The following is an 18,317-nucleotide window of genomic DNA, read 5'->3' on the forward strand; positions in this document are numbered from 1 at the left end:
CAGTTGCGCCGTTCCGTGCCGAACGTTAGCATCGCGGAAAACCATGTGTATTCAGTGAATTTTAGGAGAGTTTAACATGACCGAATTGAATGCTGGCGGCGTCGCCATTCTTGGCTTCAATGGTGACGGCTCCAACGATTTTTCGTTCGTGTTGATGTCTGATGTTGCCGCTGGCACCGTCATTTACTTTACCGACGCAGGTACAAGCAGCGGCAGCAATCAGTTTCTCGACAATGGGATTGATGGGGTAAAGGCCTGGACGGCCTCTGTGGACTATGCGGCCGGGACCGTTGTGAATTCGGTGACAGGCCCGCATGTTAGTGAGTTTGCCGACCCGTTCATTTTGGGCGATTTCTCGCTGTTTGGGGCATTGAACCTGGCTGGCAAGGTTGCTGGTGGTGATCAATTGTTCGCCTTTCAGGCAACCGGGACGGAGTTGGCACCTGGGGTCATTGAGGCGGATTCCGTCAATTTTCTGTTTGCGATTCAATCCAATTCGACCAATTTTCAAGGCTCTTCGAGCGATGGTGGAGCCTCGGACGGAGACCCCAGCGATCCTAACCAGTCCGGCGTGCCGCTGGGGCTGACCGAGGGCGATACCGCGCTGGCCCTGGGGGCTGGTTCGGATCCCGAAGATCCGACAGGTAACCTGGTCTATTCCGGTCCGACCACAGGAACCCGTGCAGGTTTGTTGGCCGCAATTGCGGACGAGTCGAACTGGACCAAATCCGATACACCGCAGACCCAGCTGACAGCCGCATTTACTATTACGGACGCGGCTGCGAATGCCGATCCGGTGGTCAGCATTCCCGCGGTGATCCCGACCACGGCGCATCATTTTGAAACGGATGAAGACACCGTTGTGAACGTGACGGGGGTGTCCGTTTCTGATGCCGAAGGCGACGCAGTCACGGTGATCCTGACGGCAGATGGCACCATCACCGTCGCCAATTCGGGGACCGTGACAGACAATGGATCAAGCAGCGTAACGGTGAGCGGCAGTGTCGCAGATGTGAATACGGCACTGGCCGGTTTAACCTATCTGCCATCATTCGAATTCAGCGGTGACGAAGTCATCACCATCAAGGCGTTTGATGATCTTCTGTCCTTTACGCAGGAACGTATCACTGTTCAGGTGGCACCGGTCGATGATCCGACCACGATTGGTGATGTCCCGGCAACGGCCGGATTCACCTCGGCTGAACTGTTGTCCGGTGCGCAATTGCTTTTCGGGGACGTCAGCGGCGACGTCCCGGTTGCAACGGTCACAGACCCTGACACGATCCTCTTTGGGGGCGGTCGTATCGAGGTTACCTATTCCAGTGGCGGAGTGCCAAGCGATCAGCTTTCGGTGCGAGATGTGAGTTTTATTGTTCCGGGAACAACCACCAGACTCGGAATTGAAATTGTCGAGCCTGTTCAGCCGACCCCACCCGCAGCTCAGTTGCCGACTGAGATTTTCAGCACTGTCAGCTTCGGTCCAGACTCGGAGGGCCGGGCCAAAATCGGCGAAATTCGCGTTGGCAACGATGGTAGCAATGGATCATCTCTGATTATTGATTTGGTTGGCACAGTTCATGCTGCTGCTATCGAAGACATTTTGCTGGCTTTGGAATTCGGCAGCACGATGCCAGGGGCAGGCACCCGAACAATCGACATCACGGTGTACGATGCCGCCGACAATGCGTCCAACACAACCAGCACGGATGTTTCGATTACTGTCGCCAATGCTGTCCCGGTTCTGGATGGGCTTGAATCAGTCGTGGAACTGGACGTTGCCACCCTGGGAACACCGCAGCATTTCATCGATACGGCGCTGGACGTCATTGATCCGGATTCGAACGATTTCGACGGCGGGTCGGTGCGCATCGAATTCACCAGCCTGCGCGATGGCGAAGGCGATTTCCTGGTTGGCGACGAATTCTTTGGTATTGCCGATTTGGGCGATATCACCGTGGTCGGGACTGCCGTGTTCCATCTGGGCAATCAGATCGGCACCATTACCGGTGACGGAACAGGCGGAGCGCCCTTTGTCGTCGACCTGGCAGGAGCGAACGCAACCCCGGATGCTGTCGAGGCGCTGATCGAGGCGCTGACCTATACCAATATCGCAGGCACGCCTGAAACAACACGTGGCGTTGATCTGACAGTATCCGATGGAGATGGCGGTACAACCGATCCCCAGTCCTTCCGGATCGAAGCCATTACCCCGCCGCCGCCGCCGCCGCCAGCCGACTTTACCATCACCTATACTGAAAACGACCCGATCCAGGTGATCGACGATGAAGCCCAGATTTCGGTGCCGACCTTTACGCCGAATGATTTTGTCAACCTGACGGTCACGATCACGGGTGGCGGTGTAACAACCGAAGACGTGTTGACAGCGGCCTCGGGCGTTTCAGGTGTAACACCAGTTTATAGTGGCTCGACAATAACAGGTGTAAGCGTTTCTGTCGGAGGCGCATCAGTATTTTTTAGTGCCTCGGGTGGGTCCAATGGCAATCCACTGGTTCTTGTCCCGCAAGTTGGTGGGTTTTTTGGCACTTTGGGCGGAACAGTCGAACACGTCCAATTGCTCAGTCAGGCCCTTGGCTATGTGAACACCAGCGACGATCCGACCGATGCGAACCGGACAGTTACCGTTGATCTCGACACCGGGGCAGGTGCTGTGACCTTGAACACGTTCACGGTTGACGTTGACCCGGTGGCCGATGCCCCGGTTATTTCGGATCTGGCGACGCAGGTTGATCTGCTTTTCGCCAATGTTTCCGGGACCTCTGCGTTCATCGATACATCGATCACCGTCACCGATGCTGACACAACCAATTTCAACGGTAGCAAGCTGACCGTTGAACATACCGGGGCGGCCCAGGCAGGCGATCAGCTGACCGTCGAAGATCAGGGTGCAGTCACTGTAGCGGGGTCAACGATTTCCCATACGGGTACTGCTGTTGCCACAATCACCGGCGGCAGCAATGGATCGGCGCTTGTCATTGATTTCACCGGAGCAACGGTCACGCTTGCAATGGTCGATGAGATCATGGAAGCCATTTCGTTTGAGACAACCGATCTCGATCCCGCGCTATCACGGACCCTCCGGTATACGCTTGAAAATGCCGAGGCTGGAACCGCCACGTCGGCACCAGTAACAATCAACATCACCGGGCCCGGTGCCAACCAACCACCTGAAATTGCCATCCCGGATCCGATATTTGGCGTGAACCGCAGCGATCTTTTGGACACGCCACAGGCCGTTTTTGCCTCTGTTTCAGTCACGGACAGCGATTCAGCGGACTTTGTCGGCGGTTCGCTGACGATTTCTTATGTCGAGTCTCGCGTGCGGACAGAGAACCAGCTGAGCATTGTGGGCCCGACGTTTTTTCTCATCGGGAATCAGCTGGGTCACAGCACAATGGGTAGGGTCGGGACAATTGTCAGCGATGGCAGCGATGGATCGCCGCTGCAGATCAGCTTTAACACCCCTTTTTTGGTAACGCCATCGATTGTTGACGAGCTTCTGGACGCCATCCGGTATCAGAATACCTCTCTGACTCCCGAAGCAAGTGTGGATCTGCTGGTCCAGATCAGCGATGGAGACGGGGAAACGTCGCTCCCGGCGCAGGTAAGAGTTGATATCACTTTCGATGCAGTCGCGGTCGATGACACTGTCGCTGGCACCGAAGATACTCAAACGGTCATCTCCTTTGCCGACCTACTTGCAAATGACCCTGATGCGGACCCAGATGCCACCGTGACCGGTGTATCCGGGGCTGTAAACGGAACTGTGGCCATCTTTGGTGATACCGTCAGGTTCGACCCAACCGCTGATTTTTCCGGTGACGCATCCTTTACCTATGAAATCAGCAATGGCCAGTCCACTGATCAGGCCACTGTTACGGTGTCTGTTGCTGCGGTCAATGACGCCCCGACGGCGGTGACGCTGACGCAGACGCTGAGCGACATTGACGAGAATTCGGACACCAGCAGCCGGATCCAGGTGGCGACGATTGCGGTGACGGATGATGCGCTGGGGGTCAATGACCTGGGGCTGAGCGGCGCGGATGCGGCCGAGTTTGAGATCGACGGCGGGGTTCTGTACCTGCGGGCGGGCACCACGCTGAACTTTGAGGATCAGGACCAGTTCGACGTGACGGTGACGGTGGATGACACCAGCGTCGGCGCAACACCGGATGCCCAGGCCAGCCTGAGCGTCGCGGTCAACGATGTGAACGAAGCGCCGACGGCGGTGACGCTGACGCAGACGCTGAGCGACATTGACGAGAATTCGGACACCAGCAGCCGGATCCAGGTGGCGACGATTGCGGTGACGGATGATGCGCTGGGGGTCAATGACCTGGGGCTGAGCGGCGCGGATGCGGCCGAGTTTGAGATCGACGGCGGGGTTCTGTACCTGCGGGCGGGCACCACGCTGAACTTTGAGGATCAGGACCAGTTCGACGTGACGGTGACGGTGGATGACACCAGCGTCGGCGCAACACCGGATGCCCAGGCCAGCCTGAGCGTCGCGGTCAACGATGTGAACGAAGCGCCGACGGCGGTGACGCTGACGCAGACGCTGAGCGACATTGACGAGAATTCGGACACCAGCAGCCGGATCCAGGTGGCGACGATTGCGGTGACGGATGATGCGCTGGGGGTCAATGATCTGGGGCTGAGCGGCGCGGATGCGGCCGAGTTTGAGATCGACGGCGGGGTTCTGTACCTGCGGGCGGGCACCACGCTGAACTTTGAGGATCAGGACCAGTTCGACGTGACGGTGACGGTGGATGACACCAGCGTCGGCGCAACGCCGGATGCCCAGGCCAGCCTGAGCGTCGCGGTCAACGATGTGAACGAAGCGCCAACGGCGGTGACGCTGACGCAGACGCTGAGCGACATTGACGAGAATTCGGACACCAGCAGCCGGATCCAGGTGGCGACGATTGCGGTGACGGATGATGCGCTGGGGGTCAATGACCTGGGGCTGAGCGGCGCGGATGCGGCCGAATTCGAGATCGACGGCGGGGTTCTGTACCTGCGGGCGGGCACCACGCTGAACTTTGAGGATCAGGACCAGTTCGACGTGACGGTGACGGTGGATGACACCAGCGTCGGCGCAACGCCGGATGCCCAGGCCAGCCTGAGCGTCGCGGTCAACGATGTGAACGAAGCGCCAACGGCGGTGACGCTGACGCAGACGCTGAGCGACATTGACGAGAATTCGGACACCAGCAGCCGGATCCAGGTGGCGACGATTGCGGTGACGGATGATGCGCTGGGGGTCAATGACCTGGGGCTGAGCGGCGCGGATGCGGCCGAATTCGAGATCGACGGCGGGGTTCTGTACCTGCGGGCGGGCACCACGCTGAACTTTGAGGATCAGGACCAGTTCGACGTGACGGTGACGGTGGATGACACCAGCGTCGGCGCAACGCCGGATGCCCAGGCCAGCCTGAGCGTCGCGGTCAATGATGTGAACGAAGCGCCGACGGCGGTGACGCTGACGCAGACGCTGAGCGACATTGACGAGAATTCGGACACCAGCAGCCGGATCCAGGTGGCGACGATTGCGGTGACGGATGATGCGCTGGGGGTCAATGACCTGGGGCTGAGCGGCGCGGATGCGGCCGAGTTTGAGATCGACGGCGGGGTTCTGTACCTGCGGGCGGGCACCACGCTGAACTTTGAGGATCAGGACCAGTTCGACGTGACGGTGACGGTGGATGACACCAGCGTCGGCGCAACACCGGATGCCCAGGCCAGCCTGAGCGTCGCGGTCAACGATGTGAACGAAGCGCCGACGGCGGTGACGCTGACGCAGACGCTGAGCGACATTGACGAGAATTCGGACACCAGCAGCCGGATCCAGGTGGCGACGATTGCGGTGACGGATGATGCGCTGGGGGTCAATGACCTGGGGCTGAGCGGCGCGGATGCGGCCGAATTCGAGATCGACGGCGGGGTTCTGTACCTGCGGGCGGGCACCACGCTGAACTTTGAGGATCAGGACCAGTTCGACGTGACGGTGACGGTGGATGACACCAGCGTCGGCGCAACGCCGGATGCCCAGGCCAGCCTGAGCGTCGCGGTCAACGATGTGAACGAAGCGCCAACGGCGGTGACGCTGACGCAGACGCTGAGCGACATTGACGAGAATTCGGACACCAGCAGCCGGATCCAGGTGGCGACGATTGCGGTGACGGATGATGCGCTGGGGGTCAATGACCTGGGGCTGAGCGGCGCGGATGCGGCCGAGTTTGAGATCGACGGCGGGGTTCTGTACCTGCGGGCGGGCACCACGCTGAACTTTGAGGATCAGGACCAGTTCGACGTGACGGTGACGGTGGATGACACCAGCGTCGGCGCAACACCGGATGCCCAGGCCAGCCTGAGCGTCGCGGTCAACGATGTGAACGAAGCGCCGACGGCGGTGACGCTGACGCAGACGCTGAGCGACATTGACGAGAATTCGGACACCAGCAGCCGGATCCAGGTGGCGACGATTGCGGTGACGGATGATGCGCTGGGGGTCAATGACCTGGGGCTGAGCGGCGCGGATGCGGCCGAGTTTGAGATCGACGGCGGGGTTCTGTACCTGCGGGCGGGCACCACGCTGAACTTTGAGGATCAGGACCAGTTCGACGTGACGGTGACGGTGGATGACACCAGCGTCGGCGCAACACCGGATGCCCAGGCCAGCCTGAGCGTCGCGGTCAACGATGTGAACGAAGCGCCGACGGCGGTGACGCTGACGCAGACGCTGAGCGACATTGACGAGAATTCGGACACCAGCAGCCGGATCCAGGTGGCGACGATTGCGGTGACGGATGATGCGCTGGGGGTCAATGATCTGGGGCTGAGCGGCGCGGATGCGGCCGAGTTTGAGATCGACGGCGGGGTTCTGTACCTGCGGGCGGGCACCACGCTGAACTTTGAGGATCAGGACCAGTTCGACGTGACGGTGACGGTGGATGACACCAGCGTCGGCGCAACGCCGGATGCCCAGGCCAGCCTGAGCGTCGCGGTCAACGATGTGAACGAAGCGCCAACGGCGGTGACGCTGACGCAGACGCTGAGCGACATTGACGAGAATTCGGACACCAGCAGCCGGATCCAGGTGGCGACGATTGCGGTGACGGATGATGCGCTGGGGGTCAATGACCTGGGGCTGAGCGGCGCGGATGCGGCCGAATTCGAGATCGACGGCGGGGTTCTGTACCTGCGGGCGGGCACCACGCTGAACTTTGAGGATCAGGACCAGTTCGACGTGACGGTGACGGTGGATGACACCAGCGTCGGCGCAACGCCGGATGCCCAGGCCAGCCTGAGCGTCGCGGTCAACGATGTGAACGAAGCGCCAACGGCGGTGACGCTGACGCAGACGCTGAGCGACATTGACGAGAATTCGGACACCAGCAGCCGGATCCAGGTGGCGACGATTGCGGTGACGGATGATGCGCTGGGGGTCAATGACCTGGGGCTGAGCGGCGCGGATGCGGCCGAATTCGAGATCGACGGCGGGGTTCTGTACCTGCGGGCGGGCACCACGCTGAACTTTGAGGATCAGGACCAGTTCGACGTGACGGTGACGGTGGATGACACCAGCGTCGGCGCAACGCCGGATGCCCAGGCCAGCCTGAGCGTCGCGGTCAACGATGTGAACGAAGCGCCAACGGCGGTGACGCTGACGCAGACGCTGAGCGACATTGACGAGAATTCGGACACCAGCAGCCGGATCCAGGTGGCGACGATTGCGGTGACGGATGATGCGCTGGGGGTCAATGACCTGGGGCTGAGCGGCGCGGATGCGGCCGAATTCGAGATCGACGGCGGGGTTCTGTACCTGCGGGCGGGCACCACGCTGAACTTTGAGGATCAGGACCAGTTCGACGTGACGGTGACGGTGGATGACACCAGCGTCGGCGCAACGCCGGATGCCCAGGCCAGCCTGAGCGTCGCGGTCAACGATGTGAACGAAGCGCCAACGGCGGTGACGCTGACGCAGACGCTGAGCGACATTGACGAGAATTCGGACACCAGCAGCCGGATCCAGGTGGCGACGATTGCGGTGACGGATGATGCGCTGGGGGTCAATGACCTGGGGCTGAGCGGCGCGGATGCGGCCGAATTCGAGATCGACGGCGGGGTTCTGTACCTGCGGGCGGGCACCACGCTGAACTTTGAGGATCAGGACCAGTTCGACGTGACGGTGACGGTGGATGACACCAGCGTCGGCGCAACGCCGGATGCCCAGGCCAGCCTGAGCGTCGCGGTCAATGATGTGAACGAAGCGCCGACGGCGGTGACGCTGACGCAGACGCTGAGCGACATTGACGAGAATTCGGACACCAGCAGCCGGATCCAGGTGGCGACGATTGCGGTGACGGATGATGCGCTGGGGGTCAATGACCTGGGGCTGAGCGGCGCGGATGCGGCCGAGTTTGAGATCGACGGCGGGGTTCTGTACCTGCGGGCGGGCACCACGCTGAACTTTGAGGATCAGGACCAGTTCGACGTGACGGTGACGGTGGATGACACCAGCGTCGGCGCAACACCGGATGCCCAGGCCAGCCTGAGCGTCGCGGTCAACGATGTGAACGAAGCGCCGACGGCGGTGACGCTGACGCAGACGCTGAGCGACATTGACGAGAATTCGGACACCAGCAGCCGGATCCAGGTGGCGACGATTGCGGTGACGGATGATGCGCTGGGGGTCAATGATCTGGGGCTGAGCGGCGCGGATGCGGCCGAATTCGAGATCGACGGCGGGGTTCTGTACCTGCGGGCGGGCACCACGCTGAACTTTGAGGATCAGGACCAGTTCGACGTGACGGTGACGGTGGATGACACCAGCGTCGGCGCAACGCCGGATGCCCAGGCCAGCCTGAGCGTCGCGGTCAACGATGTGAACGAAGCGCCAACGGCGGTGACGCTGACGCAGACGCTGAGCGACATTGACGAGAATTCGGACACCAGCAGCCGGATCCAGGTGGCGACGATTGCGGTGACGGATGATGCGCTGGGGGTCAATGACCTGGGGCTGAGCGGCGCGGATGCGGCCGAATTCGAGATCGACGGCGGGGTTCTGTACCTGCGGGCGGGCACCACGCTGAACTTTGAGGATCAGGACCAGTTCGACGTGACGGTGACGGTGGATGACACCAGCGTCGGCGCAACGCCGGATGCCCAGGCCAGCCTGAGCGTCGCGGTCAATGATGTGAACGAAGCGCCGACGGCGGTGACGCTGACGCAGACGCTGAGCGACATTGACGAGAATTCGGACACCAGCAGCCGGATCCAGGTGGCGACGATTGCGGTGACGGATGATGCGCTGGGGGTCAATGACCTGGGGCTGAGCGGCGCGGATGCGGCCGAGTTTGAGATCGACGGCGGGGTTCTGTACCTGCGGGCGGGCACCACGCTGAACTTTGAGGATCAGGACCAGTTCGACGTGACGGTGACGGTGGATGACACCAGCGTCGGCGCAACGCCGGATGCCCAGGCCAGCCTGAGCGTCGCGGTCAACGATGTGAACGAAGCGCCAACGGCGGTGACGCTGACGCAGACGCTGAGCGACATTGACGAGAATTCGGACACCAGCAGCCGGATCCAGGTGGCGACGATTGCGGTGACGGATGATGCGCTGGGGGTCAATGACCTGGGGCTGAGCGGCGCGGATGCGGCCGAATTCGAGATCGACGGCGGGGTTCTGTACCTGCGGGCGGGCACCACGCTGAACTTTGAGGATCAGGACCAGTTCGACGTGACGGTGACGGTGGATGACACCAGCGTCGGCGCAACGCCGGATGCCCAGGCCAGCCTGAGCGTTTCGGTCAATGATGTGAACGAAGCGCCGACGGCGGTGACGCTGACGCAGACGCTGAGCGACATTGACGAGAATTCGGACACCAGCAGCCGGATCCAGGTGGCGACGATTGCGGTGACGGATGATGCGCTGGGGGTCAATGATCTGGGGCTGAGCGGCGCGGATGCGGCCGAGTTTGAGATCGACGGCGGGGTTCTGTACCTGCGGGCGGGCACCACGCTGAACTTTGAGGATCAGGACCAGTTCGACGTGACGGTGACGGTGGATGACACCAGCGTCGGCGCAACGCCGGATGCCCAGGCCAGCCTGAGCGTCGCGGTCAACGATGTGAACGAAGCGCCAAGCGGCTCTGTAGCCCTAACAGGGGTTGAAGCGGAAACATTTGTTCTGACCGCTGACGTGTCCGCCATTGAGGATCCCGAAGGGATTCTTGCTGGAAGCTTTGTTTATACCTGGTTCCGTGATCTGGTGGCGATTGCGGGAGCGACAGAGCAAACATACACCCTGACCGAGGCAGACGTCGGATCGGAGATTTCGGTATCCGTGACCTTTACCGATTTGCTTGGCAAATCAGAGACTGGCGGGACCGCGGAGACGGATGCCATTACGGCGACCAATCAACTTTTGACCGGAACGCCGGACATGGACACCCTGACCGGCGGCGGCGGGGACGATACAGTTCTTGGCCTGGGCGAAAACGATCGGCTCTCAGGTTCCGGTGGCAATGACAGTATCGAAGGCGGTTCTGGAAATGATCTCATTGATGGTGACACGGGCCGCGATACCCTGGAGGGCGGTGATGGCGCAGACATCCTGCGCGGAGGCGAGGGCAATGACGAATTGGACGGTGGCACCGGATCTGACAGGATAAATGCCGGGGCGGGAGATGATTTTGTATTCTCGTTCTCGTCCAGTTCGGCGGACAGCGATCTTATCTTTGCAGGGTCAGGGGACGACACGGTGGTGTCTGGAAACGGACAAGACACGGTCTTTGGTATGGAAGGCGATGATCTGATTTCCGGAGGCGGCGGATCTGATTTCCTGGTGGGTCAAGACGGTGATGACGTTCTGAGCGGCGGTGCCAATCAGGATATTCTGTTCGGTGGCGATGGTGACGACTTCCTGAACGGTGGGTTTGCACACGATCTGCTGCATGGCGGAAGCGGCGCGGATCGGTTCTTTAGGTTCGATGGTCTGGGCCATGGTACGGATTGGATCGCTGACTATGACGCCAGCGAAGGCGACCTCTTGGTCTTTGCTGGACCTGCGGCCACAGCATCAGACTTTACCGTATTCTTTACAAATGCGGTTGATGATCTGGGCATTCTCTCCGGCGATGACGCGATCGAGGAGGCATTCGTGCTCTACAATCCTACGGGTCAAAGGATCTTTACCCTGGTCGATGGAGCCAGCCAAACAGAGTTGATCTTGCGCGTTGCGACGACCGGAGAAGAATTCGATCTGTTGGCCTAATGCGATCTCGGGCTGCGTGCTCTTTGGGCGCGCAGCCTTTTATGGCTGTATGAATATCGAAGATCGACTGACCTGGGTTTGAAACCCGGTTTTGCGATTTTGACGCTGCTGTCAGGATGCTGGTTCCTGAGGCGACCGAATGCGTACATCCCGCCTCTGTCGCACTTGGTGGTACCATATTGCAGAGTATCATCCTGGCCTGGTGATCAAACCACCGTCCATGCCGACGCGCCAAAAAGTTCCCTGTCGTGGTGATGGTGCCGTTGGGAGGATCAGATTGCTTTGGCAGATTGACGGCGGTGCCCGAGACACCTGATCGAGAAAGACGCCCGCAATCGAGAAGACATGAGGAGGCGTTCGTGTCGTTTCAGCCCACCAAGCGGCAGGCTCAGGCAGCGGTTACTTTACGTTAACATTTTCTATCTTTTTGTGCATTCTGTGTTAATGTTTTGGAAAGTCGGACAAAGATTGAGTTGGTCATAGTAGACTAAGTGCGGCTGATTTTGATGTCCGAGATTTTCGAATTTTTTTGCTGCCACAAGGAGTTGAATGCAATGGTTGACCCGAGCCTGTTTACACCCGTCACCGATAACACGCTGCTGCCATTTGGAGGGACTCTGCTTGCGCAGGGGGATGACAACGAAGAAGGCCCATTTGACATTACTGCCATCTTCGAGTCCGGTTTTGTTTTTGGAAGTCAGACCTTTACGGAAATGTTTGTCGGAACAAACGGCGGGGTAACATTCAACGCCGCCAACCCGCAGGTGTCCTTTAGCAATACCTTTCTTAATAATCCGTTCTCGATCGCACCGTTCAACGATGACATGGATACCAGAACATTCCCGGCTGGGGCCAATCCGGGGGTGTATTTTGACACCAATCCAGACCGCGATTCCATTGTCGTAACGTGGAACAATATTGGACGGTTCTCCAACAACGTCACGACGCCGAATACGTTCCAGTTGGAGATCATGGATCTGGGCGACAATGATGCCGAATTGATCTTCCGCCATTTTGACATCCAGGGCAGCAACGGTGCCTTCCACATGGGTGCGGTGACTGACAACGGGTTGCCAGTCTACCTGAGCGGCGGTGCTGCGGGCGACCAACTGGGTACGGCTGCGGACCTGGAAACGCTGGTGGGCAATACCGGTGTGGCCGGTGTTTGGCAGATGCGCGTGATTGACGGCGAATTGCAACCCGCTGATTTCGGCGGCGAAGTTTTGACCGGCAACGCCAACGGCAACACGATCAATGGGTCGAACCTGAACGATCTGATTTCTGGCGGCGGTGGCAATGACACAATCTTTGGTTTGGATGGCATTGATACACTGAACGGGGATGACGACAACGACTCCATCGAAGGGGGCGATGACGGCGACCTGATCAACGGCAACGACGGCAATGACACCCTGCGCGGTGGCAATGACAATGACCGCATTTTTGGCGGCCTCGGCGATGACGAACTGTACGGCGAAGGATCGTCAAGCGGTGGCGCAAACGAATTGGAAGGTGGTGCCGGAGCGGATGCGTTGTTTGGCGCAGGTGGCACATCCATTGCTTCCTATACCACATCTGCAACCGGGTTGCGGGTTGACCTTAGCAACACCTCCTCGAACACAGGCGATGCAGCGGGCGATACATATTCGTCCATAAGCCAGGTGCGTGGTTCTGATTTTTCAGACGCCTTGGTCGGCAACAGCAGCAGCAATATTCTATTTGGCGGCGGCGGAAATGACAGCCTGACCGGGAACAATGGCAATGACCGCCTCGAAGGCCAGGATGGCGACGATCTGCTCAGCGGTGGATCGGGCAATGACTCGCTGGTTGGCGGTGCAGGTGCGGACAACTTGATCGGTGGTGCCAATACTGACTATGCGGACTATCGTGACGCAAGCACAGCCGTGCTCGCCGACTTGCAGGACAATTCCGGCAACACCGGTGATGCAGCCGGTGATGTCTATTCCGAAGTCGAGGGCCTGTTGGGTAGCAAGTTCGATGATACGCTTCGCGGTGACACCGGAGCGAATGATCTGCGCGGCGAGGACGGCAACGATGAACTGATCGGACGCGATGGCAACGATGCCCTGCGGGGTGGTGATCAGGACGACCTCCTGAACGGCGGTCTTGGCGGAGACAATCTGTTTGGAGACAGCGGGTTGGATACAGCCTCTTACGCCGACGCAACAACCGGTGTTCGGGCGGACCTTGCCAACTCTGGGACCAATACCGAAGAAGCAGCCGGCGATACCTATAGCAGCATTGAAAACCTGCTGGGGTCGGCGTTTGGCGATACGTTGCGGGGCAACAGTTCTGACAACCATATCGACGGCGGTGAGGGCAACGACTCGCTCTATGGCCAGAACGGAGAAGATACGCTGCGTGGCGGTTTGGGCGAAGACACGCTGTCTGGCGGCAGCGGTTCGGATACGGCCGATTACTCTCAATCAACCGCTGGGCTTCAGGTGGATCTCAGCGATTCATCCAGGAACACTGGCGAAGCCCGTGGCGACACGTTCTCCAGCATCGAAAATCTGATGGGTTCGGGCTTTAATGATACGCTCGTCGGAAACAGCAGCTCCAACAGCCTGTTTGGGATGGGCGGAGATGACATGCTGATTGGCGGTGGTGGCACTGACAACTTTGATGGTGGCGAAGGCAACGATACGGCGACCTTTGAAGGTGGTGGTTTTGTGGTCATCGACCTCGAAGACAGCACTGCAAACGGCGGCGATGCGTCGGGCAGCACCTTTACCGGCGTTGAAAACCTGATCGGTACCAGCAATTCGGACGATCTGCTGGGTGATAGCGAAAACAACCTGTTGTCGGGTTTGGACGGGGTTGACCGTCTCGAAGGTCGTGGTGGCGATGACACCCTGAACGGTGGCGGCGGTAATGATACGCTGACCGGCGGTGATGGTGCCGATACCATCGTCATCGAAATGGGCATGGGCAATGACACCGTGACCGATTTTGTGGTCGGACAGGACAGCCTGGATTACTCGAGCCTGACCAGCGAAGAGCGGGATGCCGTGACCTTTTCGGCGTCCGGTAGTGGCGACCGGGTTGTCACTCTCAGCGATGGGTCGACCCTGACCATGACCGGTGTGGCGCGCAATACCCCAGCAACGGGTGAGCCAACCATTTCTGGTGATGCCACACAGGGCGGAACGTTGACCGCTGATGCGTCTGCAGTTGCGGATCCGGATGGTCTGGGTACCCTCTCGATGCAATGGCAGCGCGGTGGGGTGGATATTCCCGGGGCAACGGGTGGCACCTATGTTCTGACCCAGGACGATGTGGGGGAAACCATCACAGTTGTCGTCAGCTTTACCGACGGGTTCGGAACGGACGAATCCAGAACCAGCGCGCCGACGTCGGCTGTTGCGGATGTGAATGATGCGCCGGTTGGAGCGGTTGTGATCAGCGGCACGGCCGAGCAGGGGGGGACGCTGACGGCGGATCCTTCTGGTGTGAGCGATGCGGATGGGATCAATGCGGCGACCCTGTCGGGTCAATGGTTGCGCGATGGTGTCGCGGTGGCTGGTGCGACGTCGACGACCTATGCGCTGACGCAGGCCGATGTGGGGGCGCAGATGTCGTACCGCTTTGGCTATACCGACAATGCGGGCACGGCTGAAACCGTGACCAGCGCGGCGACGGTTGCGGTGGCCAATGTCAACGATCTGCCAACCGGGGCCGTGACGATTTCGGGTGGCACCAAAAGCGGCGATACGCTCACTGCGGATACGTCGGGGGTTGCGGATGCCGACGGGATCAACGAATCGACCGAAGCCGGACAATGGCTGCGGGATGGCACCCCGATTGCGGGTGCCACCAATGAAACCTACACCCTGACATCCGACGATGTGGGCCGCCAGATTTCGGTTGTGTTCACCTATACGGACACCTTTGGAACGGATGAAAGCGTCACCAGCGCTGCCACAGGTCCGATCACGCCAGGCGCGTTGAACCTGACGGGGACACCGGGGCGCGATGTTCTGATCGGGGCCGAAGGCAACGACACGATCACCGGTCTGGGCGACAACGACCGTCTGGTCGGGAACGCCGGCAATGACATCATCAACGGGGGCGATGGCGCCGATACGCTGAACGGTGGCGAAGGCAATGACACCATTCAGGGCGGGGCCACGGATGCTGACCTGCGCGATGTGGTCTTTGCCGGAGCGGGCGATGACAGCGTGGACGCGGGCGCGGGCAACGACCAGGTGTTTGGTCAGGCGGGCAACGATACCATCGCCGGTGGCGCGGGTGTTGATGACCTGCAGGGTCAGGACGGCGACGACGTGATCACCGGCTCGGCGTTTTCCGATCTGGTGTTTGGCGGTGCGGGCAATGATTTTGTCAATGGCGGCTTTGGCAGCGACCGGATCAATGGCGGCTCTGGCGCGGACAAGTTCTTCCATGCCGGTGTCGAGGGCCACGGATCGGACTGGCTGCAGGATTACCTGTCCACCGAAGGCGACGTGCTGTTTTGGGGCGGTGTCCCCGCCACGGCGGGCGACTTCCAGGTCAACCTGGCCCATACCGCCAATGACGTGGGCGAACGGTCGGGCGATGACACGGTGCAAGAGGCGTTCGTGATCTACAAACCCACCGAACAGATCATCTGGGCGCTGGTCGATGGCGGCGGTCAGAGCGCGATCAACATCCAGATCGGCACGGACACATTCGATCTGTTGATCTGAGGATGTAACCTGCTGCGTCCGACCGATCAGGTCACAGTACAGGGGGCCGTTCCGGCCCCCTGTCTTCACTACCACCCCTCCACAGCCGTATGAGCCGATTGGGCCAGAGTGCCGTGGGAAGGCCCTTCCCAGAGAGAGCCAACGTCCGGATCCAGGCCAGAACCCGTCAGCAGGGTGCAGGTTTTGAGATCGGATGCGGATGGTTTCCGATTTTCCCACACTTTGTGATCGCCAAAATCGGCCTAGAGCCTGCCGTAGCGGGTTATGGTTTTATGCCGCGTCGCACCCATTGCCCAACAGGCGGATCGCAAGCCATTGTCCCGAGAAGAGGCCAATGGGAAATGTCGGTGCACCAAACGTGGTTTGGAGGTGCAATACAGCGCCGATTCCCGGATTTTTAGCTCTGTCATAGTGAGTGTGTCGCCCTGACGGATCATTTGGTGACTTCAGCCGATTAGAAGGGCGGCATGACGAAATCGGTGACCTAACACTACCGCCCGCCCGCCTGGTCCAAAAACAATGGTTCTCTGTCGATGTGGCTGTCGGCATATGGGCAGGCCAGCCCCGAGACCGCCGGCGGGTCCGATGACATTCGCCCGAGCTGTCGCACACCATCCAGCGAGACGTTAACGACATTGCCCTATCCTTCGGACTATCGGTAGTGGCCGAAAGGGGGCTTGGCCGCTAGAGCTCCTTTGCGTGCCGATGCCCTTTGACGGCGTGCTCAAAAAACGGTGGAGCGGAGATCGCACCCGACGTTGCGCCAAAGCAGATAGCGGACGTAACCTGAGCCGGGTAGCCCACGAAATCCAGACCCGCAACGCCCGGATGATCCTATCTTTGGGTTTTGCACGGTCGGGATCCCCCGTTTGAATTGAGCGCCATTGGGAAAGAGGAAATCGCCGCTTGGCTGTCGGTTCTGTCTCACGGACGGGTAACAGCGTTAGGTAAATCCAGCGGCGGCCAAGGGGTCGATTTTTGCGATAGAGGTAGAAAAATAAAAAATTTGAAAGCTGCCTCAATATCTCCGTCAGGGAGAAAAACTCGAATTATCTTAATTCAGCGACCGAAATAATTGCCAAGAGGGACACTGTGAGCAATAGTAAGGGTATTATTTGATTCATTTTGGAGTTGAGGCATGTCCGCCCAATATTTCGAGAATGAAAACCTGCAAGATAAGCAGGTATGGGTTGGTTTGTTCGACCAAATCGCGGCGCGTGTGGGTGCATCTGGTGTTTGCCTTTTTCGCCTTGACCGTACAGATATACTCAAATGTCGAAAATACAATCAAGCTGTTCCACACGATACGAAAGAGATCGTTTTACAGATACTACAGCATCACCAAAAAACTCTGGCAGAAGAGTTCGAGCGCAGCACATTGGTATGGTTGAACCAACTTGTCGCCAGGGACAGAAAACTTCAGGATTTTATTGATGCGTCGTCGGTTTTTCCCGAAGAAGATGGTTCCTTGGTGTTTATGTCGGTCGAGCTTGAAGAACTGCCTTTAGTAGTTGGAATCTTCATGACAGACATTGACAGGCCAGACGCGCAAGCCAGTCTTCTTTCGGCACGTCAAGAGATCGCGACCATCGTAGAAGCGGAAGTCCTTACCCAAAAAACGGCGGCACGGCGCGACTTTGATGAAAAGGCGCGCCATTTTGATGATCTGAAAGTTGGCATTGTCGGGGTGAATGCTGGGGGCACGAATAGTGTCATGAATTCATTTGCAGAGAAAATTATTATCGATGAGGGGCTTGGCGTGGAAGACTTGCCTGACTTCTTGACGTCAAGCTCAAAAACGCCTCCCACATCTACAGGGCATAGCTTTGACAATCCAAAACCTGGCGTCACCTCTGTCTATCGGACCGGCGATCTATCGTGGCTCGTGCGGCCCGGGGGCGTATATGATGATCTGACCTCTCCGTTTCAACACATTCTTGTGCTTATGAAGTCGACTTCGCGCCAAAAGGCAGTAGAGGCATTTGGAGAGCAGAATGGACTGTTGAAGTCAGAGGTTCGTGCTGTCGGTGCGCTCTGCGATGGACTTTCAGTTGCTGAAATTTCGGCGACATATGGCATCGCCGAGTCAACCGTGCGCCAGCAATTGAAGTCTGTTTTCCAGAAGTCCGGTCTGCGGTCGCAAACAGGTATCGTGGCAGCTGTTTTACGAACCGTATGTGGTTGAAGTCGCGTGTTATTTAACAGACATCTCTCCACAAAAAGCTGATCCAGATCCATGTATTTGGCGCTGTTGACATGTTTCAGATACCGCTACCGCGCGCTTCACCCCACCATGGCAACCCGTTCTG

Annotated in this window: 3 protein-coding genes; all 3 read left to right on the forward strand. The window is 59.1% G+C overall.

Annotated elements, in window-relative coordinates:
- Nucleotides 1-76: 76 nt before the first annotated feature.
- The 3 genes from K3727_01730 (at nt 77) to K3727_01740 (ending at nt 18,193) form a co-directional block, all read left to right on the forward strand.
- Nucleotides 77-11,299 carry a tandem-95 repeat protein gene (locus K3727_01730; protein ID UWQ91563.1) on the forward strand — a complete coding sequence of 3,741 codons (11,223 nt, stop codon included), beginning with the start codon at nt 77-79 and terminating at the stop codon, nt 11,297-11,299.
- 554 nt (nt 11,300-11,853) lie between these two features.
- Entirely contained in the window at nt 11,854-16,008 is a 4,155-nt protein-coding gene (locus K3727_01735; protein UWQ91564.1) for a hypothetical protein, read from the forward strand.
- Between the two features lie 1,138 nt (nt 16,009-17,146).
- The gene (locus tag K3727_01740; protein ID UWQ91565.1) at nt 17,147-18,193 is read left to right on the forward strand and encodes a hypothetical protein; all 1,047 of its coding nucleotides are present in this window, start codon (nt 17,147-17,149) and stop codon (nt 18,191-18,193) included.
- Nucleotides 18,194-18,317 lie beyond the last annotated feature (124 nt).

The sequence above is a fragment of the Rhodobacteraceae bacterium M382 genome (genome assembly GCA_025141015.1).
Taxonomy (GTDB): Bacteria; Pseudomonadota; Alphaproteobacteria; order Rhodobacterales; family Rhodobacteraceae; genus Aliisedimentitalea; species Aliisedimentitalea scapharcae.